Genomic DNA, 21,641 nt, shown 5'->3' with positions numbered 1-21,641 from the left:
GGCATGTCCGAATCGAAGTAGAATGGAATCCATGGCCAAGTCCCCGTCGTTCTCCATTTCCACGCCGATCTTCTATGTGAACGATGCACCCCACATCGGGCACGCCTACACGGAGGTTGCCGCAGATGTGCTGGCACGGTGGCACCGCCAGGCGGGTGACGATACCTGGTTCCTCACCGGTACCGACGAGCACGGTCAAAAGATCTTGCGCACGGCAACCGCGAACGGTGTCGAGCCCAAGGAGTGGGCGGATCGTTTGGTTGAATCGGCCTGGAAACCCCTGCTCGACACCATCAACATCTCAAACGACGACTTCATTCGCACCACCGACGAGCGCCACGAGCATGGTGTCAAGGTGTTTCTGCAGAAGCTCTACGATGAGGGCCACGTCTACGCCGGCGAGTTCGAGGCGTTGTACTGTGTCGGGTGCGAGGAATTCAAGCCAAAGAGCGAGATCGTCGACGGCGAGGGAGCGTTTGAGGGGGAGAAGGTCTGCGCGATCCACTCGAAACCTCTGGAACTGTTGCAGGAGAAGAACTATTTCTTCAAGATGAGCGCGTTCCAGGAGCGTCTGCTCGCGCTCTATGAGGAGCGCCCAGATTTCGTGCAGCCGGCGAGCGCGCGCAACGAGGTTCTCGCGTTTGTGCAGCAGGGTCTCGACGACCTCTCCATTTCGCGCACCTCGTTCGATTGGGGTATTCCGATTCCGTGGGATAGCTCGCACGTTACCTACGTGTGGTTTGACGCGCTCCTGAACTACATCACGGCCCGTGGCTATGGTGAGGGAGAGATTCGGCACTGGCCCGGCGTGCAGATCGTTGGGAAAGACATTCTGCGCTTTCACGCGGTGATTTGGCCGGCGATGCTGATGGCAGCGGGGCTTGAGGTGCCCCAGCACGTCTTCGCGCACGGGTGGCTGCTCGTCGGCGGCGAGAAGATGTCGAAGTCAAAGCTCACCGGCATCGCGCCGAACGAGATCACCGACACCTTTGGCAGTGACGCGTTCCGCTACTACTTCATGCGAGCGGTGTCGTTCGGGCACGACGGGTCATTCAGCTGGGAAGATCTGTCGGCGCGCTACCACTCGGAGCTGGCCAATGGCTTTGGCAACCTGGCGAGCCGCGCGCTCGCGATGAACAAGAAGTACTTTGCCGGGGTCATGCCGGAGGCGGGTACCGAAGAAGCGCCGGATACCGACATTCGTGAGCTCGCCGCGCGGGTCTCGCGCCTCGCCGACGAACGCATGGAGGCCTTTGCCATCCACGAAGCCATTGCCGAAATCTGGCAGCTCGTCGATGCGCTCAACGGGTATATCACCGACCAGGAGCCCTGGGTGCTCGCGAAAGACGAGGCCCGGCGCGAACGCCTCGCCACGGTGCTCGCCACCGTGACTGAGGGCCTGCGCGTGTTGGCGGAGTTGTTACATCCGGTCATTCCGGAGGCGACCGCAAAGCTTTGGGCCGCGCTCGGCGCGGAGGATGCCCTGGGCTCGCTTGAGGCTCGGCCGCTTCGCGAGGCTGGCGAGTGGGCACAGCTACCAGCGGGCACCGCCCAGCAGCCACTCGCGGCGCTCTTCCCACGCATCGAAACCGAGGGCGCCAAACAGTGAGCGACGCTGCCCCGAGCGGCGGGTTGCGCGCCCGCAGCGCGAGCCCGGGCCGCGATCTCACGAGGCCTCCGGCACCCGAGCCGCTGCCCGTAGCGCTCTACGACAATCACACTCACCTCGAATTTGAAGACGGGGTGGATCAGCTCGACCCGATCGAGTCTCTGGAACGTGCCACGGCTGTCGGTGTGCGCGGTGTCGTGCAGGTGGGTACCGACCTGGAGACGAGTCGTTGGGGTGCGCGCCTGGCGGCGACCGATGCACGCGTGCTTGCGGCCGTGGCGCTGCACCCGAACGAGGCGCCCAAGCTCGCCGCTCAGGGACTGCTCGATGAGCACCTGCGCGGGATAGCTGCGCTCGCCGCCGAGCCGCGCGTGCGCGCGATCGGAGAGACGGGACTCGACTTCTTTCGCACCGGAGAGGATGGCCGCGCAGCGCAGGCTCGTGCGTTCGAAGCGCACATCGAAATCGCGAAGGAGCACGGCCTCGCCTTGCAGATTCACGACCGAGATGCCCACGACGAGGTTGTCGCCACCCTGCTGCGGGTGGGTGCCCCGGAGGGAACGGTGTTCCACTGTTTCTCGGGCGATGCGGCGCTTGCTCGGATCTGCAACGATCACGGCTGGTACCTGTCCTTTGCCGGCACCATGACGTTCAAGAATGCGCCAGCCCTGCGGGATGCACTTGCGGTCGCCGATCCCTCGCGGGTGCTCGTCGAGACTGATGCGCCGTTTCTGACACCCGAGCCGCTTCGGGGTCGCCCAAACGCCCCGTACCTGTTGCCCCACACGGTGCGCCGGATGGCGGAGGTGCTGGGTGATCCGCTCGAGGAACTATGCGGGCGGCTCGCGGAAAACACTGAGCGCGTGTACGGACAGTGGTCGTCAGATACCGAAACGGTGACCCCGTGAGCCTGCTCGGGCCCGCCGAGGTACGGGAACTCGCTGAGCGGCTGGGGGTGACGCCGACGAAGAAGCTGGGCCAGAACTTTGTGATCGACCCCAACACGGTGCGCAAAATTGTGCGTCTGGCGGGTGTGGAGAAGGATGACCGGGTGATCGAGATCGGGCCCGGACTGGGGTCGCTGACGCTCGGAATCACCGAGACCGGGGCCGATCTCACCGCGATCGAGATAGACCATCGGCTAGCGGCAGAGCTCCCGGGAACCGTGGCCGCGATGCAACCGGAGGCGGCTGGCCGCTTTCGTGTCGTGCGCTGCGACGCGCTCGAGCTTGGCCGCGAACACCTGGGCGAACTTCCCGGGGCACCCGAGGTGCTCGTGGCGAATCTGCCCTATAACGTGTCGGTCCCGATCCTGATGCACCTGCTTGAGTTGATTCCCGAGCTTCGCGCGGGCCTCGTGATGGTGCAGGCGGAGGTCGGCCATCGCATTGCCGCGGGTCCCGGGTCGCGCATGTACGGCAGCCCGAGCGCGAAGGCAACCTGGTACGGCGACTGGTCGATTGCGGGCAACGTGAGTCGGCGCATTTTTTGGCCCGTACCGAACGTGGATTCGGTGCTGGTGTCGTATCGGCGGCGCGAAATTCCTTTGGGCAGCGAGGCAGATCGAGTTGCCGTGTTCGACCTCGTGAACGCCGCGTTCGCGCATCGACGCAAGATGCTGCGGCAGTCGCTACAGCCGGTGCTGGGAGATCTTGACCGGGCGACCGCGGTCATGGAGGCTGCGGGTGTGGATCCCACGACCCGCGCTGAGCAGCTCAGCATTCACGATTTTCTGTCGATTTCGCGCGCGGCAGCTGCGGTGTGACGCGCGCGCCAGTTCTAGTACGTTAGAGGCATGGTGGAGACACGTTCGGTGACGGTGCGAGCACCCGGAAAGATCAACGTGTATTTCCGCGTCGGTGCACTACAGGATGACGGCTATCACGAGGTCGCATCGCTCTACCAGGCAGTGTCGCTCTACGAGGATGTCACTGCCGAGCCAGCCCCGAATTTTTCCGTGCGTTTTGTGGGGCCGATAGACACCTCCGGGCTGCAGATCGATGAGTCGAATCTCGCGATCCGTGCGGCCAGGCTCCTCGCCGAACACACCGGGTACACCGGTGGTGTGCAGCTCACCGTGCACAAGCGCGTTCCGATTGCGGGTGGGATGGGGGGCGGATCCGCTGACGCGGCGGCGACACTTCTCGCGTGCGACGAGCTCTGGGGCACCGGGGTGGGCCGTCATGGGCTCGTTCCGCTCGCCGCGCAGCTCGGCGCTGACGTGCCCTTCGCGCTCGAGGGCGGCACCGCGGTGGGCACCGGCCGAGGTGACGAGCTGAGCCCCGCGCTCGCACGCGGCAGCTTTCACTGGGTGCTCGCGTTTTCTGACGCGGGCCTGAGTACCCCCGTGGTATACCGCACCCTTGACCAGCATCGCGCCGATCACGTTGCCGATCTTGCACCCGCGCCCGCTCAGGTGAGCGTCGACACGGCAGTGCTGCAGGCGGTGCGGGCCGGTGACGCAGAGACGCTCGCCGACTCGATGCACAATGACCTCCAGGCGGCCGCGCTCAGGCTCGCGCCCGAACTCACCGAGTTGCTCGAGCTGGGGGAGTCCCGTGGAGCGCTCGCTGGCATCGTCTCTGGCTCCGGGCCGACGGTGGCATTCCTCGTGGCCTCGGCGGTCGCCGCAGCCGAGCTGCAATCGATGCTGACACGAGCGGGAGTGCGCTCGCTCGCGGTGACGGGCCCCGTTGCCGGTGCGCGCCGACTCGACGCGTCGTGATCCACTTCCGCCATGCGGTTCGAGATCTGCAGCGAGAGGGAATACCCGCGCCCGTCGTGTGGTTCACCTTGGTGTGAGTGAAACTATCCGCGTAGATATTTGGTCTGATATAGCTTGCCCGTGGTGCTACATCGGGAAGCACCGATTCGAGGCGGGCGTCGCGGCGTTCACCGCGCAGTATCCCGACGTTGAAATTGAGGTCGAGGGGCACAGCTACGAACTGGCGCCAGACACCCCGGAGAATTTTCAGGGGAGCGAGATCGACTTCCTCGCAAAACACAAGGGCATGCCGCGCGAGCAGGTGGAAGACATGCTCGAGCAGATGACAGGCCTGGCTGCTTCCGAGGGGCTCGTGTTCGACTGGGAGAAGCTGCGCCACGCGAACACCAGTCGCGCGCACCGGGTGCTGCACCTCGCGAAAGAGCAGGGTTTGCAGCTCGAGACGCAGGAGCGGCTGTTTCGGGCCTACTTTTCTGAGGGTGCCGAGATCGCCGACCCCGACACGCTTGCCGCGCTCGGCGAAGAGGTGGGCCTGGACGGCGACGAGGTGCGCGATGCGCTGGAGGACGAGGATTACGCCGACGCGGTGGATCAGGACATCACCCGCGCACGCATGCTCGGCGTCAACGGCGTGCCATACTTTCTCCTCGAGGGGAAGTACGGGGTGTCGGGGGCGCAGTCGGCCGACACGTTCCGCAGCGTGCTCGAACGGGTGCTGGAATTCCAGCGGACCGGCACTGAGCCGGAATAAGCGCACCTGAGCATGCGTCACCTCGGAAGCTGAGTAGAGCAGACGAGGTGGTGGGAGTGACCGTCAGGATCATCCGTTACATTTTCCGTATCAACCAAGGAGTGACCATGTCAGAGCGCATCACCGAGCCCCAGATCCCCACTGAGCAGGCTGAGAGTTTCGAGCAGACCGTGCCCGCCTCGTTCACCGGAGCCGCTTCGTTCGCCGACGCGGAGAGCCGGGAGATTCTGAATCTCTTGGGAGAGGGCGACTCTGCTGGCGCGTGCTGTGGTGGCAGCTGCTGTGCTGCGTAGCGAGTAACGACGCGGCTTCTGCTGCGCTTCGATTCTCGGCACAGGTGGAACGCCTACACTTGAGAGGTTATGGCACATTTGCTTGGGGCTGAGGCCCTCCATCTCGAAGTTCCGACCAAGGTCGTCTTCGATTCCGTCACACTAGGAATCGCCGAAGGCGATCGCATTGGCATCGTCGGCCGCAACGGCGACGGCAAGTCAAGCCTGCTGATGATGCTCGCGGGGAGGCGAAGCCCAGACGGCGGCAAGGTGACCGTGCGCAGCGGCACGACGATAGGCGTGCTCGATCAGGCCGACGTGTTTGCTCCGGGCGAGACTGTCGGCAACGCGGTCGTCGGCAATCTCCCTGAGCACGAATGGGCGGGGAATCCGCGGGCGAGAGATGCCATTGCGGGACTGGTCAGTGACCTAGACTGGGATGCGCCACTCGATGAACTCTCCGGAGGACAGCGCCGCAGGGTCGCCCTTGCCCGGCTGCTCGCTGGCGACTGGGACATTCTCGCGCTTGATGAACCAACGAACCACCTCGATGTCGAGGCGATCGCTTGGCTCGCAGAACATCTGAAGCGGCGGTGGCCGAAGAACCAGGGTGCGCTCCTGGTCGTCACCCACGACCGGTGGTTCCTTGACGAGGTGTGCAACACGACCTGGGAGGTGCACGACCGTATCGTTGAGCCCTTCGAAGGCGGGTACGCGGCCTACATCCTGCAGCGCGTCGAGCGCGATCGGCAGAATGCGACGATCGAGCAGAAGCGCCAGAATCTCGCGCGCAAGGAGCTCGCCTGGCTTCGTCGTGGCGCCCCGGCGCGTACGACGAAACCGAAGTTCCGTATTGACGCCGCAAACGAACTTATCTCGGATGTCCCCGAGATTCGAGACACGGTGGCACTGCAGTCGCTCGCGGTGACGCGACTCGGTAAAGAGGTCGTCAACCTGCTCGACGCGGGCGTAAGTTACGGTGAGCGGGAGGTACTGCGCGACATCGAATGGCGACTGGCACCGGGCGAGCGCACGGGCATTCTCGGAGTCAACGGAGCCGGGAAGTCCACGCTCCTCGGCCTGATTTCGGGGGCAGTGGATCCCACCTCCGGGGTCGTGAAGCGTGGGAAGACGGTGCAGGTTGCCACGCTCACCCAGCGACTCGACGAACTTGAGGCGCACCTCAACGAACCGGTGCGTGAGGTCATCTCTCGCCTGCGCACGAGCTTCGTGGTGGGCAGTGGCTCAAAGGCGCAGGAACTCACCCCGGGGCAGCTCCTTGAACGAATGGGATTCACGAACGCACAGCTCTCTACCCCCGTGAAAGATCTGTCGGGTGGCCAGAAGCGTCGACTGCAGTTGCTCTTGATCCTGCTGTCCCAGCCCAACGTGTTGATCCTTGACGAGCCCACGAACGATCTCGACACCGACATGCTTGCAGCCATGGAAGATCTGCTGGACTCGTGGCCGGGCACCCTCATCGTTGTCTCACACGATCGCTACTTCCTCGAGCGTGTGACCGATCAGCAGTACGCCATCCTCGGCGGGCGTCTGCGTCACCTTCCCGGAGGGGTGGATGAGTACTTGAAGCTTCGGGGTGCCGAGGACCGCGCGCGCGAAGCAGGGGGTGCTCCTTCCGCCACGTTGCGGTCGTCGCAGTCTGATTCGATGGCGGCCGCTGGAGGTGTCTCTGCTCGCGCAGCGGGTTCTGAGCTGAGCGGAGCCGAACGGCGCGCGGCCGAGAAGGAAGTGCAGTCCATCGAGCGCCGTCTCGCAAAGCTTGACAAGCTCATTGCGTCGGTGCACGTGCAGATGGCTGGAGCGGACCCGAGCGACTACGAAGCAGCTGCGCGACTCGGCGACGAGGTCGCGCGGGCAACGTCAGAGCGCTCCTCTCTTGAAGAGCGCTGGTTCGAGCTGTCAGAGCTCACCGGCTGATCCGGGCGCACGCATGCGAGTAAGGTAATCCTTAACTAGTTTTTTCTCTCGGGGCGTGCGCCTCGTTTCTGAACCACGGAGTGTGCTCATGCGCCAGAATCGTCGCCTCCCTCAGATCGTGGCGGCTGCCAGCACCGCCCTCCTCCTCGTCGGATGCGGTACGGGAGCGAGCGGGGGATCCGCCCCCGTGACTGGGGAGCCGGTGAGTGACGGCGTGTTCACGCTCTATTCGGGCCGGAGCGAGTCTTTGGTGCAGCCCCTGATTGACCTGTTTGAAGCGCAGAGTGGGATTTCCGTTGAGGTGCGCTACGGCGACACCGCCGAGCTTGGGGCTCTGCTCCTCGAAGAGGGGGAGAGCTCTCCGGCGCAAGCATTCCTGTCACAGGATGCCGGCGCGCTGGGGGCCCTCGCAGAGGCCGATCTCTTCGCCCCCTTACCATCCGAGATTGCGGATCGGGTTCCCGCAGGTTTCACCTCAACCGATGATTCGTGGGTCGGTGTCACCGGGCGGGCACGCGTGATCGTCTACGACAGCGACGTACTCACGTCAGAACAGGTACCCGCGAGCGTGGAGGCGTTTGCTGCACCGGAATGGTCCGGCAGGCTCGCCATCGCGCCCTCCAACGCGAGCTTTCAGTCGTTCATCACCGCGTACCGGGTGCTCAAGGGAGAATCTGTGGCCGACGAGTGGGTCGCCGCTGTCGCGGCAAATGATCCGCAGCTGTTCGAAAACAACGGCGCGATCCTGACCGCTGTGAACGACGGTGTGGCCCCGGTGGGTCTTATCAATCACTACTACTGGTACAGGCTGGCATCAGAAGTCGGCGACGACCAGATGCGTGCCCAACTTTCGTTTCCGCAGGCTGGCGATCCCGGATCGATTGTGAACGTCACCGGTGCGGGCCTCTTGCGATCAGGTGCCACCGATGCCGATGCACTTGAATTCATCGATTTTCTGGTCTCTCCTGACGCGCAGCAGTACTTCGTCGACGAGACGTTCGAGTACCCGCTGATCTCCGGGGTCGCGGCTCCTGAGGGCTTGCCCAAGCTTGATTCTTTGCTCAATGAGGATCTCGACCTCGCTGATCTGCGGACCCTTGAGGTCACGCAGGCGCTGCTTGCAAAGTACGGTCTCATCTAACGCATGTTGGGTTATCGGGTCGTCTCGTGACGCTGGCGAGAGGTGGGAGGTCTCGCGTGCGGCTAATCTCTCGCGGCGTGGCAAGGCCTCCGCTGTGGCTGCTGGGGTTAGCCACTCTCTGCGCCGGGGCTGCGGCGATCCCACTGGTCTACCTGATTGTTCGTGCCGCGGATGCCGGATTTACAGAGTTTGTCGACACGCTGTTTCGCGCGCGAGTTCTGCAACTTACGCTGAACTCGGTGGCTCTCACCCTGGCGGTGACCGGGACATGCCTCGTGATCGGCATAGCGGTCGCGATCGCACTCAATCGAATCCATCTTCCCGGAGGGCGTGCGTGGGTGCTCGCTGCGGCACTCCCGTTGGCAGTACCTTCCTACCTCGCGGCCTACGGCTGGCTGGTGTTGGCCCCCGCGTTCAACGGATTCTTCGCGAGTTGGCTCGTCATGTCTGCGGTGTGCGTGCCGTATGTGGTCTTGCCAGTGGCTGCGGTGCTCAGAAACACCTCCGGAGATCTCGAAGCGGTGGCTCGTTCGCTCGGGCGCGGTGCGGTCGGTGCCTTCCGCGCCGCAACGTGGCCGAGGGTGCGGGCGGCCGCACTTGCCGGCGCGCTCCTGGTTGCGCTGTACACGCTGTCGGATTTTGGTGCCGTGTCGATGCTGCGTTTTCAGACGCTGACTTGGGGTATCAAATCGGCGTATGGGGCCAGCTTCGATCGGCACCAGGCGGCAATCCTTGCGCTCGTGCTCGTCGCACTCGCACTCGCCGTTGTTGTCGCTGAACGACGAACCCGCAAGCCAGCAGCCTCGGCAGCCGGCCGGAAGATGCCAGTGCGGAAGGCACGCGCGAGCTGGTTGTCGCTTGTACTTGCTCTGGTGCTCCTGTCTCCGATCTCTGCTGTGGGAGTGCCAATGAGCGGGCTCATCATGCAACTCGCGCAGGCGGAAACCATTCGCCGGATCGACGGGCCACGTCTGCTTGAAGCAATCGGTATGACCGTTGCGCTTGCACTCGCTGGCGCGATAGTGGCGGTCGCTCTCGCTCTCCCGATCGCGGCGCTCGCAGCGAGGTACCGCGGGCGCCTGGTCAACACGATCGAGTCCATCGGATATCTCGGGCACTCGTTGCCCGGAATTGTGGTCGGTCTCTCGCTGGTGTTCTTCTCGCTATCAGTGATTCCCGGCCTGTACCAGACCGCTGTCATGTTGGTGTTTGCATATGCGGTGCTCTTCATGTCGAAGTCCATAGGATCCGCGCGCAGTGGGCTCGCGGCGGTTCCCGAGAGTCTCACCGATGTCGCCCGGACCCTCGGACTTTCCGCGCGTGCGGCGTGGTGGCGGGTGACCTGGCGACTCGCAGCCCCGGCAATTGGGGTGGGTGCGTTGCTCGTAGGGATTGCCATCATGAAGGAACTCCCCGCGACCCTGCTCCTGCGCCCGACGGGGATTTCGACGCTCGCCGTCGAATTGTGGAATCGTACCGGTGTGCTCGAATTTGGCAGTGCCGCGCCGTATGCGGCCGCACTGGTGCTGCTTGCGGCAGTGCCAGCGTTTTTCCTGTCGGGTGTTCGGGGCGCGCAGATGGAGGAGACATGAGCTGGGTCACGGTCGAAGGTGTTCGTGTGAACTATGGCCGCCACGCGGTGCTCGATGGGATCGATGTAACCATTCCACAGGGTGAGATCGTCGCGGTACTCGGCCCGAGCGGATGCGGCAAGACGACCCTGTTGCGCTCGATCGCAGGGTTACTCCCGGTCTCTGAGGGCAGCATCTCTCTCGGGGGCCGGGTGATGTCGTCTGCAAAACTCAACGTGGCTCCAGAGCGCCGCGGAATAGGGTGGGTGCCCCAGGACTCATCACTGTTTCCGCACCTGAGTGTTGGTGAAAACATCGGATTTGGCATCCCCCAGGGGAGTGATCGAGCCAGCCGCATCGCGACTCTCGCGGCAATGGTCGGGCTCTCGGAGCACGTGGATCGGGCACCATCTCAACTCTCCGGGGGTCAGGCGCAACGGGTGTCACTCGCCCGCGCACTCGCCATTCGGCCAGCGGTGCTCCTGCTCGACGAACCCTTTGCGGCTCTCGATCCGATGCTTCGCTCGTCGCTGCGCACAGAGGTCGCGGAGTTGCTGCGCAGCCAGAATTCAACCGCCATTCTGGTCACGCACGACCAGGAGGAAGCGCTGTCACTGGCGGATCACGTCGCAGTGATGATGGGCGGGCGAATATTGCAGTGGGGGACGCCGGTGGAGGTGTACGAGCGACCAGCCACCCCGTGGGTTGCGCGCTTCGTTGGCAACACCGTCGAGCTCGCCGGTCGCTGGCTTGGTGGGGAGGTTTCGTGCGCTCTTGGGAACCTTCAAGCGGTGCTCATGGACGAGGAAGTTACGGAGGGCGAGCCCGTGCGTGTCGTCGTGCGACCGGAGTGGATCACCATTGGCGAGGGAGGCGTTGAATCCGTGGTGACTTCTGTCTCGTATTCGGGCCACGATGGAACCGCCACCCTGCAGCTGCCAGATGGCAGCCGAGTGCGGTCACGTCTGGCAGCAACTGAGCTTCCCGTTGTGGGTGATCGCGTCAAGGTATCAGTACGGCGGGGCGCACTTGCCTATCGGTGAACCAGCGCGTCACGCACGTGACTCGAGGGTTCTGCGGAGCGCGTCGATGATCTCATCCGTGCTTGCCTCCGAATCAAACGCGGTCACAACGACGCAAGAGGGAGGGGAATCGGGGGCGCCAAACCATGGTGCGTAGAGCGCTACCAGCTGCCGTAGCTCGGCATCGAGCCCCGCGACGATGCGAGGGTCGGGATCGCGAAGCCACCGCCGAAGCGCGGCGTTGTGCACGGCAACCACGCTCGCCGCAAGCGCAAATGGTGCCCAGCTCGGAGCGCTGGAGGCAGCGATCCCCGCGAGATACTCGGCGAAGACGCGCTCGTAGCGGTGGGAGATAACCAATTCGCGCTCGCGCAAGGAAGGTGTCTGGCGGAGCAGCTCCGATCGCAATCTCGCTGCTTCGGAGTCTCGGGTGAGCAGGAGCAGCACACCGACGGTCGCGCGTCCGATTGCCTCGGCGGGCACAGCGGCACTCCGACCCAATTCCTGGGTGAGTCTCTCAAGGGCGAGGTCGTGATCGATGAAGATGATGTCGTCTTTGCTGCCGAAGCGGCGAAAGAAGGTGCTGCGACTGATGCCGACGGCATCTGCCAAGTCACCCGCCGTCGTTGACTCGTAGCCGCGCTCTGCGAGGAGACGAATGGCGGCCGCGCCGATCGCGGTGGCCTCGGTGCCGAGAGGATGCTGCATACCCATACGGTGAAAGCTACCATCTCGGGTCATTGGTACCGAGTCTCTCGGCAAAATATCAAGCTATTGTGTCAATTACTGTCGATTATGTGGAAATTCGCACTTGCGCTGACACTCGGTCTCAGGCACACTCATGAGGGAACGCGGCCACGACCGGGGGTGCGTTGATCGGAGGGAACCCCATGGGAGAACGAAATCAGCACGTAAGTCTCGGCACCGAGGAGCCGGAGTACGATCTGTGGGAGCCGCTCGATCCAGACGTCGCGGGAGTGTTTCGTGGCCTTTCGGCACCCGACCTGGAGTATCGGGATCGGGCGCGAGCCTTTGTGCAAGACGAAGTCCGGCCGGTCATCGATGGGTACTGGGACCGTGCCGAGTACCCGCTGCACCTGGCGAAGCGACTGGGCGATCTCGACCTGCTGCGTGATGGGATCGACGTGCCGGGGTTTCCCGAGCAAAGCCTTCTGGCGGCGAGCCTCACCACTATGGAGCTCGCCCGCGGTGACGGATCGATCTCGACCATCGTGGGAGTGCAGGGGGCGCTCGCGCTGCGATCCATCGCTTTCTGCGGTTCCGACGAGCAGAAGCAGCGCTGGCTGCCCTCGCTTGCGCGAGGAGAAGAACTCGGCGCGTTTGCACTCACCGAGCCGACACACGGCTCCGATTCCGTGAGTCTCGAAACCAGTGCCCGTGCGGACGGAGACGAATTCGTCATTCACGGGCACAAGAAGTGGATCGGGTCTGGCAGTGTCGGGCAGATCGCAGTGGTGTGGGCTCGAGGTGACGACGGCCGAGTGCAGGGGTTCTTGGTGCCACAGAATGCACCCGGGTATCACGCCATCACAATTGAAGGAAAAATTTCGCTTCGCGCGATCTGGCAGGCTCACATCGAGTTCGACGGTGTGCGGGTCGGCGCTGACGCGAAGCTGCCGGGCGCGAATAGCTTCGCAGACACCGCTCGCGTGTTACAGGCGACGCGGCTCGGGGTCGCTTGGGCAGCTCTCGGACACGCGACCGCTGTGTACGAGACGGCGGTGCACTACGCGAATCAGCGGGTGCAGTTCGGGCGTCCGCTCGCTGCCTCGCAGGTCGTGCAGGGTCGGCTCGCAGAGATGCTGAGCCAGCTCACCAGCCTGCAGACCCTCCTCATGCAGCTCACTCGCGCCGAGGAAACGGGCGACCTCACCGGACCCGGTGCCTCGTTGGGCAAGTACACGGCGACGCGCACCGCTCGCGCCATGGCAGCCCAGGCACGCGACATGCTGGGCGGCAATGGGATCCTGTTGCAGCACCGCGTTGCGCGACACTTCGCCGATATTGAGGCGATCCACACCTATGAGGGCACCGAAACGGTGCAGGCACTCATCATTGGCCGAGAGATCACGGGGATCTCGGCATTCGTGTGAGCCGTCTTGGTGAAGCCTGTCGCTCGTGGGCAGGCTTCACTCGTCGCCGGGACTGAATCTATCCACGCTCAGCGCGAGCTTGCGCAGAAGTGTCGCGAGGCGATCCCGCTCGGCGCGGGGAACGCCGCCGAGTAACTGCTCCTCCGCATCACTCAAACGAGTCATGGCCGCATCGACGAGCGTCTGGCCCTGTTGCGTCATTTCGACGAGCACTCCGCGACCGTCGTTCGGGTCGGTGAGTCGACGCACGAGGCCGCGATTCTCCATACGGTCGATTCGGTTCGTCATCGTGCCGCTGGAGACCATGGTCTGCTGCACCAGGACTTTCGGGCTTTGCCGGAACGGGGCTCCGCTTCGCCGCAGCACCGCTAAGACATCAAACTCCCATGAGGCGAGCCCCGAGCGCTCGAATGCGTGGACACGTGCGCGGTCAATGTGCTTCGTGATTCGTGTCATGCGTGAGAACACTGCCAGTGGGGCCAGATCAAGGTCGGGCCGGGCAGTTGACCAGTCCTGCAGAATACGGTCGACCTCGTCCTCATGCTTCATCCTTCCATTATGGCGCGAGCACCCCTCTCGATCTGGCAAACTAGACGGGTGCCGCACGGCACGATCCGCCTTGGTGTAATGGCAGCACGACAGCCTTTGGAGCTGTTAGGTCCAGGTTCGAGTCCTGGGGGCGGAGCGACCGAAGCAAAGCGTAGCTTTGCGCGGTTGCTCCGAAAGCGGCGCTCACCAGCGCCGTGGAGAACTGAAAAGCGTAGCTTTCCTGTTTAAATGGGAGCGACCGAAGCAAAGCGTAGCTTTGCGCGGTTGCTCCGAAAGCGGCGCTCACCAGCGCCGTGGAGAACTGAAAAGCGTAGCTTCTCGGTCTGTCGGGAGCGAGGAACACGTCTGCAGGAAGGACCGCACCCATGGCAGGACGTTCACTGGCGGTAGTCATACTGGCCGCGGGGCAAGGCACCCGCATGAAATCCGCGCTTCCCAAAGTGTTGCACCCGATCGGGGGTCGGCCGCTCATCTCGCATGTGCTGGATGCCGCAGCGGGCCTGAGCCCCGAATCGATCATCGCGGTCGTGCGTCATGAGCGGGCGAGGGTGACCGAAGTCATCACCAGTCATGCGCCGCACACGACCATCGTCGAGCAAGACGAGGTGCCCGGGACCGGGCGCGCGGTTGAGCAGGCGCTCGCCGCATTACCCGCAAGCTTTGATGGCTCAGTGGTCGTCTTGTCGGGAGATGTTCCGCTCATCGATGTGGCGACGCTCGAGAGACTGACTCGCGGGCACGTCGAGCACGGGCGCGGCATGACGCTTCTGTCGGCGGTCTCCGAGGATCCGACCGGACTCGGGCGCATCTTGCGCGATGGGAACGGCGCGATGCTCGGCATCGTCGAAGAGAAGGATGCCAGTGATGCGCAGCGTCGCATCACCGAGATCAATGGTGGAATCTACGTATTCTCTCGCCGTGCGCTCCAGCGGGCGCTTGCCGAAATCGATACGAACAACGCGCAGGCGGAGAAATACCTCACCGATGCCGCCGCGCGAATTCTCGCGGCGGGAGGCGTGGTTGACGCAGTCGCGACCGATGATCCGTGGTTGATTGCGGGAGTGAACGATCGGGTCCAGCTCGCCGATGCTGGTCGAGAGCTCAACCGCCGCATCATTGAGGCCCATCAGCGCGCCGGTGTCACGATTCAAGATCCCACCACGACGTGGATCCATGCCGATGTCACCATTGAGCCTGATGTCGAGCTGTTGCCGGGCACATACCTACACGGCGCGACGAGCATCGCAACGGGTGCCATCATTGGGCCCGACACAACGCTCGTCGACTGTGAGGTTGGCGAAAACGTGCGTATTCGCCGGAGCGAGGCCACGCTCGCCGTCTTTTCTCCCGGTGCGCAGGTCGGCCCGTTCAGCTACATCCGTCCGGGAACGGAGCTTGGTGCCGGCGGCAAGATCGGCGCGTTCGTGGAAACGAAAAACGCGAAGATCGGTGATGGCAGCAAGGTTCCACACCTGAGTTACGTGGGGGATGCCACGATCGGTGCGGATTCGAACGTCGGTGCCGGCACCATCTTTGCGAATTACGACGGTGTGGCGAAGCATCACACGGAGGTCGGCGATGCCGTGCGAATCGGGTCGAAGAACGTATTGATCGCTCCAGTTACGATTGAGGATGGCGTATATACCGCGGCGGGGACTGTGGTGCGCAAGGACGTGCCCTCGGGTGCACTCGCCATGAACGTGGCGCCGCAGCGCAATGTTCATGGTTGGGTCGCCGAGAATCGCCCTGGAACAAGCAGTGCACAGGCAGCGGAATCGAATGGGAAAGAGCGGGCATGAGCGCAATTCAGATGGTCGGGCAGAAGAAACTGGTCCTCGTGTCAGGCCGGGCGTACCCCGAGCTTGCCGAGCGCGTCGCAGAGGAACTGGGCGCGGAACTCGTACCCACCGATGCGCGTACCTTCGCAAACGGGGAAATTTATGCTCGCTATGACGAGAGCGTGCGAGGCTGCGATGCCTTCGTGATTCAGTCGCACACGCACCCCATCAATGAGTGGCTCATGGAGCAACTCATCATGGTGGACGCGCTGAAGCGGGCCTCCGCAAAACGCATCACCGTCGTCGCGCCCTTCTATCCTTACTCACGTCAAGATAAGAAGGGGCGAGGGCGCGAGCCGATTTCGGCCCGACTCGTCGCCGATCTGTTCAAGGCAGCGGGTGCGGATCGCATCATGTCCGTGGATCTGCACGCTGCGCAGATCCAGGGGTTCTTTGATGGCCCAGTGGATCATCTCTTCGCGATGCCCGTGCTGCTCGAGCACTTCAAGAAGACGATCGATCGCGACGATCTCACGGTGGTCTCGCCCGACATGGGGCGCGTACGCGTGGCAGACATCTGGAGCGACAAGCTCGGCGCCCCCCTCGCGATCATTCACAAGCGGCGCGACCCGTTGGTGCCGAATCAGGTGTCTGTGCACGAGATTGTCGGCGAGGTGAAGGATCGCTGGTGCGTCGTTGTTGACGACATGATCGACACCGGCGGCACGATCGCCAAGGCTGCTGAGGCGTTGAAGGCCGCTGGTGCACGTGGGGTCACCATCGCCTGTACTCACGCGATCTTCTCGGGGAAAGCCACGGAGTACCTGTCGCAGGATTTCATCGACCAGGTGGTCGTGACCGATACGCTGCCCATCCCGCCGGAAAAGCGTTTCGAGAAGCTCACCGTGCTCTCGATCGCCCCGCTGCTCGCGCAGGCGATCCACGAGGTGTTCGAGGACGGTTCCGTAACCTCCATGTTCGAGGGCGCGGCGTAGCCAAAACGCATCGCGTTTTTGCAAGCCGCGGTGCCGCCCTCGGCGGCAGCCCTCGGAGCGTAGCGCGGGGTGGCAGCCTGGAGCGTGTAGACTTACTAGCTGTACTTCGGCGAGGGATGCGCACGCATCCGTAATCGACGCGGGCGAGCCTCCAGTGAGGCCTCTTGCTGCGTCAACTCGGCAAGACATCACACACTGGCGGGTTGCCCCGCCTCGTTTGGGCGAGAGCCCGCAAGGAGAACACTGATGAGCGAGACCTTTAAGCTTGAGACCGTCGCCCGCGAGACCTTCGGCAAGGGAGTCGCCCGTAAGCTTCGCGCTGCCGGTCGCACCCCCGTGGTTGTTTACGGTCACGGCACCGAGCCGATCCACCGTTCGGTTGAAACCCACCCGCTGGGCCTGATCGTTCGCCACTCGAACGCGCTGATCGAGCTCGACATTGACGGTGCGAAGCAGCTCGTTCTCGTCAAGGACGTGCAGAAGGATCACGTGCGTCAGATGATCGAGCATGTCGACCTGGTTGTCGTGAACCAGGGCGAGCGGGTCGAGGTTGAGATCCACCTGAGCATCGTGGGCGAGCCCTTCGCTGGCGCGAACGCGCTGCAGGAGATGAACACCCTGCGTCTGAGCGTAGCCGCAGTTTCCATCCCCGAGTCGCTGGAGATCAATGTCGAGGGCCTCGAAGACGGCACCCAGATCCTCGCCGGTGGAGTGATCCTCCCCGAGGGCGCTGAGCTGCTCGACGACCCGGAGCAGCTCGTGGTAAACATCGTGTCGCCGCGCACGGCTGCCGAAGATGAGGCAGCCGAGGCCGCAGCCGCAGCTGTGTAGCACATTCCGCTTCGCGGGAAACCTCGAGCCCGCCGGGCGACCACACGGTCGATTCCGGCGGGCTCGGTTCGTTCAGTAGGAGAATTGTGATGTGGTGGCGCAAGCACAAAATCGAGGGGGAAGAAGTGTCTGACGCGTGGCTGGTTGTTGGGCTTGGAAACCCGGGCGCGAAGTACGAGGCAACCCGGCACAATGTCGGGCAGATGGTGCTTGATGTGCTTGCCGCGCGCGCGGATGCCCGTTTCGTCTCGCATCGTACGAACTCCCGCGTGGCTGAGGGGCGGGTCGCGCCTGGCGGCCCGAAGCTGATCTTGGCAAAGTCAAACGGTTTCATGAATACCTCTGGCGGCCCGGTGAGCGGGTTGGCCCGGTATTTTGACATCCCGGCCGATCGCACGGTCGTGCTTCATGATGAGCTTGATCTGCCTTTCGATACGGTGAAGGTCAAACAGGGCGGCGGCCACGGGGGCCACAATGGTCTGCGTGATATCGCGAAGGCGCTGGACACCCCCGAGTTCTTGCGCGTACGAATCGGGATCGGCCGCCCGCCCGGTCAGCAGGATCCCGCAGATTATGTGTTGAAGCCCTTTGCCTCTTCCGAACGTGATCTGCTCGCAGTGCTACTCGAAGACGCGGCAGACGCGGCCGAGATGCTGACCACCGATGGCCTGTTGGCGACACAACAGAAGTTTCACGGGAGGGCGAAGTGAGCCTCGCGGGTCTCGAGCGGCTGCTCGAGCGCTCAGAGTCCTTCGTTCGTGCGCTGAACTACGCTGACCGCGACGCGGAATTCGCGATCAGCGAGTCGCTCCGGCCGGCGCTCCTCGCGGGGTTACTGCATCGTAAGCGAGAAAGCGGCGGCTTTGGGCCGCTTCTGCTCATCGCCGCGACCAGCCGCGAGGCAGACTCGCTCCGCGCCGCACTTGCGTCGATCATGCCGGAGGCGCAGACCGTCGAGTTTCCCGCATGGGAGACGCTTCCGCACGAGCGACTCAGCCCGAGCGCGGAGACCGTGGGGAGGCGTGCGATCGTGCTGCATACGCTGCGCGAGCACGATGGCACCCGGCCACTCGTAATCGTCGCCTCGGTGCGCGCGGCGCTGCAACCCGTGTCGCCGCATGCCGCGCACGCGGATCCGATTGTGCTGCGTGCGGGCGAGGAGTCGCTCGGCCTTGACTCCATCTCCCGCGCCCTGGTCGACAGTGCCTACACCCGGGTCGACATGGTGACTCGCCGGGGGGAATTTGCGGTGCGCGGCGGGATCCTTGACGTGTTTCCACCGACGCTTGACCACGCGGTGCGCCTCGATTTCTTCGGAGACGAGATCGACCAGATCCGTCGCTTTGCGGTCTCCGATCAGCGCAGCGCGGGTGAGGCGATCGCCGAGGTGGAATTGTGGCCTGCGCGCGAGCTGCTGCTGACCGATGATGTGCGCGAGCGTGCGGCTGCGCTGCTGCCGCAGTTCCCTGCCCTGAGTTCGCTGCTCGAGAAAGTGAGCCAGGGAATCGCTGTCGAGGGCATGGAGAGTCTCCTGCCCCAACTGGTTCCCGAACTCTCGCCATTCACGGCACTCTTGCCCGCGGGATCCGCTGTGGCGGTCATTTCGCCCGAGCGTGTCGCGACCCGCGCCATCAGCCTCGTTGAGACCAACCGCGAGTTCCTGGAGGCGGCCTGGACGGCCGCAACAGCGGGTGGTGAGGCGCCGGTGCCTACCGATGACCACGGCATGCTCACGATGCGTGAACTGCGAGATGCTGCGGGAGAGAACTCCTGGTGGACACTGTCGAGCTTCGAGCAGGATGAATCGGTTGACTTCAGTCTCGTCACGGTGCGCAGCGAGCAGCTCCCGCGGCCGGTTCCCGGAGCCGAGGCGACAGCCTCGGCGATCCACCATCTGAGCGAACGTCTTGGCGAGGGCTGGACGGTGATCGTCAGTGCACAGGGCGTGGGCCTCGTCGAACGCGCACGCGACGTGCTCGCCGACGCAGGCATCGCCGCACGCATGGTCGATGAGCTTCCCCCGGAGCTGGACGAGCGCGTTGTCTATGTCGTGCCGGGCACGGCCTGGGCCGGCTTCGAAAGCGCCGAGGCGCGGGTGCTCTTCTCGACCGAGGTGGAGTTCTTTGGACGTGCGGTGAGTTCGCAGCAAGGAGCCGGGCAGAAGCTCCCGAAGCGCCGCACGAAGAACGTCGTCGACCCGCTGAAGCTTGTCGCTGGCGACTACGTGGTGCACGAGACGCACGGTATCGGCCAGTTCGTCGAACTGACGCAGCGCATGGTGCCGACCGGCATGGGTCGCGACGCGGGGAAGGCACTGCGGGAATATCTGGTGCTCGAATACGCTTCCTCCAAGCGAGGGATGCCCAGAGACAAGCTCTACGTGCCGACCGACCAACTCGATCAGCTGTCGCGATACGTGGGCGGTGAGGCACCGCCGCTGTCGAAGATGGGCGGAAGCGACTGGTCAAACGCGAAGAAAAAGGCACGCAAGGCGGTTCGCGACATCGCGGTGGAGTTGGTCAAGCTCTACTCCGCGCGTGTGGCTGCGGGCGGCCATGCCTTTTCGCCCGACACGCCCTGGCAGCACGAGCTCGAAGAGGCGTTCCCGTACGTTGAGACAGTGGATCAGCTCACCACGATCGACGAGGTGAAACGTGACATGGAGCGACCGATCCCGATGGATCGACTCGTCTCTGGCGACGTCGGCTTCGGGAAGACCGAGATCGCGATCCGCGCCGCGTTTAAGGCAGTGCAAGACGGCAAGCAGGTAGCGGTGCTGGTTCCCACCACCCTCCTCGTCAAGCAACACCTCGAGACCTTTCAGGATCGTTTCGCCGGGTTCCCGGTGCAGCTGCGCGCGCTCAGCAGATTCCAGACGGAGAAGGAATCGAAGGACACGATCGAGGGGCTCGCCGCGGGCACCGTCGACGTGGTCATCGGAACCCACCGATTGCTGACCGACACAGTGCGCTATAAGGATCTCGGTTTGCTCGTGATTGACGAGGAACAGCGGTTCGGCGTGGAGCATAAGGACAAGCTCAAGAAACTGAAGACCGGTGTCGACATTCTCGCGATGAGTGCCACCCCGATCCCGCGCACCCTGGAAATGGCCGTCACCGGCATCCGTGAGATGTCTACTCTTGCCACGGCGCCGGAAGATCGGCACCCGATTCTCACCTTCGTGGGCCCACGCAGTGACAAGCAGATCACCGCCGCGATTCGTCGTGAGCTCATGCGTGAGGGTCAGATCTTCTTCGTGCACAACCGGGTGCAGTCGATCAATCGCGTGGCAGCTCAGATCTCGGAACTCGTGCCCGAGGCGCGAGTGGCGGTTGCGCACGGCAAGCTCGGTGAGGCACAACTTGAGCAGATCGTGGTCGACTTCTGGGAGCGGAAGTACGACGTGCTCGTCTCGACCACCATCATCGAGACCGGTCTTGACATTGCCAACGCGAACACCATCATCATCGACGCGGCCGACAAGTACGGCCTGAGCCAGCTGCATCAGCTGCGTGGACGCGTCGGCCGCAGCCGGGAGCGGGCCTACGCCTACTTCCTCTACGACCCCGATCGTCCGTTGACCGAACACGCGCACGAGCGGCTCGAGACGATCGCCACGAATAACGAGCTCGGTTCGGGCATGCAGGTGGCCTTGAAGGATCTCGAACTGCGCGGCGCAGGAAATCTGCTGGGCGGTGAACAATCCGGCCACATCGCGGGGGTGGGGTTCGACCTGTACCTGAGAATGATTGGCGAGGCCGTGGCGACGTTCAAAGGCGAGGATGTCATCGGGGCGACAGAGCTCGTGCTCGAGCTGCCGGTCGACGCGCACATCCCGGAGGACTACGTCGAGAGCGAGCGACTTCGACTTGAGGCGTACCAGAAGTTCTCGGCAGCGGCACATCCGCAAGCACCCGAAAACCACGTCGCACTCGTCGTCGAAGAACTCACCGATCGCTACGGGGAGCTTCCCGCAGAGGTGCAGCGACTCGCCGCGGTGTCCGCCCTCAGGCGACGAGCTGCGCGACTCGGCCTGACGAAGGTCGTCGCGAGCGGATCCGCACTGCGTCTCGAGCCGGTGACGCTGATCGACTCACGGCGCATGCGCATGAACCGCATGTACCCGGGTTCGCGTTACACGGAGGCGACAAAGAGTCTGCAGGTGCCCCTGCCTGGCGGCACCGCATCAGCGCGGAGCCCGCTTGCCGGGGTAGGGCAGAAACACATGGGTGACGAGGGCGACATTGCTGCGTGGACCGGTCGCGTGCTCGCCACGCTGCTGGAACCCGACGCTCAGGCGTCTGCGGGGTAGCCGTCTCCCGAGGATGAGCCCGGCCTTTCACAG

Annotated in this window: 18 protein-coding genes and 1 tRNA gene; 17 read left to right on the top strand and 2 right to left on the bottom strand. The window is 63.8% G+C overall.

Translation table 11 applies throughout. The features are described 5' to 3' along the window. Nucleotides 1-31: 31 nt before the first annotated feature. The 10 genes from metG to ACR0R4_RS03520 all read left to right on the top strand — a co-directional run bounded on the left by metG (nt 32) and on the right by ACR0R4_RS03520 (nt 11,050). Nucleotides 32-1,609: a methionine--tRNA ligase gene (gene metG / locus ACR0R4_RS03565; RefSeq protein ID WP_433645965.1), complete on the top strand. Its 1,578-nt coding sequence runs from the start codon at nt 32-34 to the stop codon at nt 1,607-1,609. Continuing rightward, nucleotides 1,606-2,517 carry a TatD family hydrolase gene (locus ACR0R4_RS03560; protein ID WP_433645964.1) on the top strand — a complete coding sequence of 304 codons (912 nt, stop codon included), beginning with the start codon at nt 1,606-1,608 and terminating at the stop codon, nt 2,515-2,517. The genes metG and ACR0R4_RS03560 overlap by 4 nt, the downstream gene beginning before the upstream one ends. Further along, the gene (rsmA, locus tag ACR0R4_RS03555) at nt 2,514-3,374 is read left to right on the top strand and encodes a 16S rRNA (adenine(1518)-N(6)/adenine(1519)-N(6))-dimethyltransferase RsmA (protein WP_433645963.1); all 861 of its coding nucleotides are present in this window, start codon (nt 2,514-2,516) and stop codon (nt 3,372-3,374) included. The genes ACR0R4_RS03560 and rsmA overlap by 4 nt, the downstream gene beginning before the upstream one ends. A gap of 30 nt (nt 3,375-3,404) precedes the next feature. After that, entirely contained in the window at nt 3,405-4,334 is a 930-nt protein-coding gene (locus ACR0R4_RS03550) for a 4-(cytidine 5'-diphospho)-2-C-methyl-D-erythritol kinase (protein WP_433645962.1), read from the top strand. 73 nt (nt 4,335-4,407) lie between these two features. Next, nucleotides 4,408-5,085, top strand: coding sequence for a DsbA family oxidoreductase (locus ACR0R4_RS03545; protein ID WP_433645961.1), 678 nt, complete (start codon nt 4,408-4,410; stop codon nt 5,083-5,085). A gap of 107 nt (nt 5,086-5,192) precedes the next feature. Then, nucleotides 5,193-5,378, top strand: a complete 186-nt coding sequence (locus ACR0R4_RS03540; protein ID WP_433645960.1) for a hypothetical protein — start codon at nt 5,193-5,195, stop codon at nt 5,376-5,378. 69 nt (nt 5,379-5,447) lie between these two features. Next, entirely contained in the window at nt 5,448-7,295 is a 1,848-nt protein-coding gene (locus tag ACR0R4_RS03535; protein WP_433645959.1) for an ABC-F family ATP-binding cassette domain-containing protein, read from the top strand. A gap of 88 nt (nt 7,296-7,383) precedes the next feature. After that, nucleotides 7,384-8,436: an extracellular solute-binding protein gene (locus ACR0R4_RS03530; protein ID WP_433645958.1), complete on the top strand. Its 1,053-nt coding sequence runs from the start codon at nt 7,384-7,386 to the stop codon at nt 8,434-8,436. A gap of 56 nt (nt 8,437-8,492) precedes the next feature. Then, nucleotides 8,493-10,028, top strand: coding sequence for an ABC transporter permease (locus ACR0R4_RS03525; RefSeq protein WP_433645957.1), 1,536 nt, complete (start codon nt 8,493-8,495; stop codon nt 10,026-10,028). Then, a complete protein-coding gene (locus ACR0R4_RS03520) occupies nt 10,025-11,050 on the top strand; it encodes an ABC transporter ATP-binding protein (RefSeq protein ID WP_433645956.1) in 1,026 nt (341 codons plus the stop codon). Before ACR0R4_RS03525 ends, ACR0R4_RS03520 begins: the two co-directional genes overlap by 4 nt. 9 nt (nt 11,051-11,059) lie before the next feature. On the opposite strand, the gene ACR0R4_RS03515 is transcribed toward ACR0R4_RS03520, so the two are convergent. Further along, nucleotides 11,060-11,743 carry a TetR/AcrR family transcriptional regulator gene (locus tag ACR0R4_RS03515; RefSeq protein ID WP_433645955.1) on the bottom strand — a complete coding sequence of 228 codons (684 nt, stop codon included), beginning with the start codon at nt 11,741-11,743 and terminating at the stop codon, nt 11,060-11,062. Between the two features lie 176 nt (nt 11,744-11,919). Between ACR0R4_RS03515 and ACR0R4_RS03510 the strand changes: the two genes are divergently transcribed. Continuing rightward, complete coding sequence (locus ACR0R4_RS03510) at nt 11,920-13,143, top strand: acyl-CoA dehydrogenase family protein (RefSeq protein WP_433645954.1); 1,224 nt, start codon at nt 11,920-11,922, stop codon at nt 13,141-13,143. Nucleotides 13,144-13,179: 36 nt separating this feature from the next. Here the strand turns inward: ACR0R4_RS03510 and ACR0R4_RS03505 are convergent, their stop codons facing one another. Beyond that, complete coding sequence (locus ACR0R4_RS03505; RefSeq protein WP_433645953.1) at nt 13,180-13,692, bottom strand: MarR family winged helix-turn-helix transcriptional regulator; 513 nt, start codon at nt 13,690-13,692, stop codon at nt 13,180-13,182. 64 nt (nt 13,693-13,756) lie between these two features. On the opposite strand from ACR0R4_RS03505, the gene ACR0R4_RS03500 reads away from it, so the two are divergent. The 6 genes from ACR0R4_RS03500 to mfd all read left to right on the top strand — a co-directional run bounded on the left by ACR0R4_RS03500 (nt 13,757) and on the right by mfd (nt 21,608). Next, nucleotides 13,757-13,828 (top strand) — tRNA-Gln (locus ACR0R4_RS03500). A 229-nt stretch (nt 13,829-14,057) separates the two neighbouring features. After that, nucleotides 14,058-15,491, top strand: coding sequence for a bifunctional UDP-N-acetylglucosamine diphosphorylase/glucosamine-1-phosphate N-acetyltransferase GlmU (gene glmU, locus ACR0R4_RS03495; protein WP_433645951.1), 1,434 nt, complete (start codon nt 14,058-14,060; stop codon nt 15,489-15,491). Then, nucleotides 15,488-16,465, top strand: coding sequence for a ribose-phosphate diphosphokinase (locus ACR0R4_RS03490; protein ID WP_433645950.1), 978 nt, complete (start codon nt 15,488-15,490; stop codon nt 16,463-16,465). Before glmU ends, ACR0R4_RS03490 begins: the two co-directional genes overlap by 4 nt. A 246-nt stretch (nt 16,466-16,711) precedes the next feature. Continuing rightward, the gene (locus ACR0R4_RS03485; RefSeq protein WP_433645949.1) at nt 16,712-17,296 is read left to right on the top strand and encodes a 50S ribosomal protein L25/general stress protein Ctc; all 585 of its coding nucleotides are present in this window, start codon (nt 16,712-16,714) and stop codon (nt 17,294-17,296) included. Between the two features lie 89 nt (nt 17,297-17,385). Then, the gene (pth, locus tag ACR0R4_RS03480; RefSeq protein ID WP_433645948.1) at nt 17,386-18,006 is read left to right on the top strand and encodes an aminoacyl-tRNA hydrolase; all 621 of its coding nucleotides are present in this window, start codon (nt 17,386-17,388) and stop codon (nt 18,004-18,006) included. After that, nucleotides 18,003-21,608: a transcription-repair coupling factor gene (gene mfd / locus ACR0R4_RS03475; protein WP_433645947.1), complete on the top strand. Its 3,606-nt coding sequence runs from the start codon at nt 18,003-18,005 to the stop codon at nt 21,606-21,608. The genes pth and mfd overlap by 4 nt, the downstream gene beginning before the upstream one ends. Nucleotides 21,609-21,641 lie beyond the last annotated feature (33 nt).

Origin of the sequence: Leucobacter fengyongliangi (genome assembly GCF_050971685.1) — a bacterium.
GTDB lineage: Bacteria > Actinomycetota > Actinomycetes > Actinomycetales > Microbacteriaceae > Leucobacter.
The sequence above is the reverse complement of the archived record's forward strand: the minus strand, read 5'-3'. Positions and strand labels throughout refer to the sequence as shown.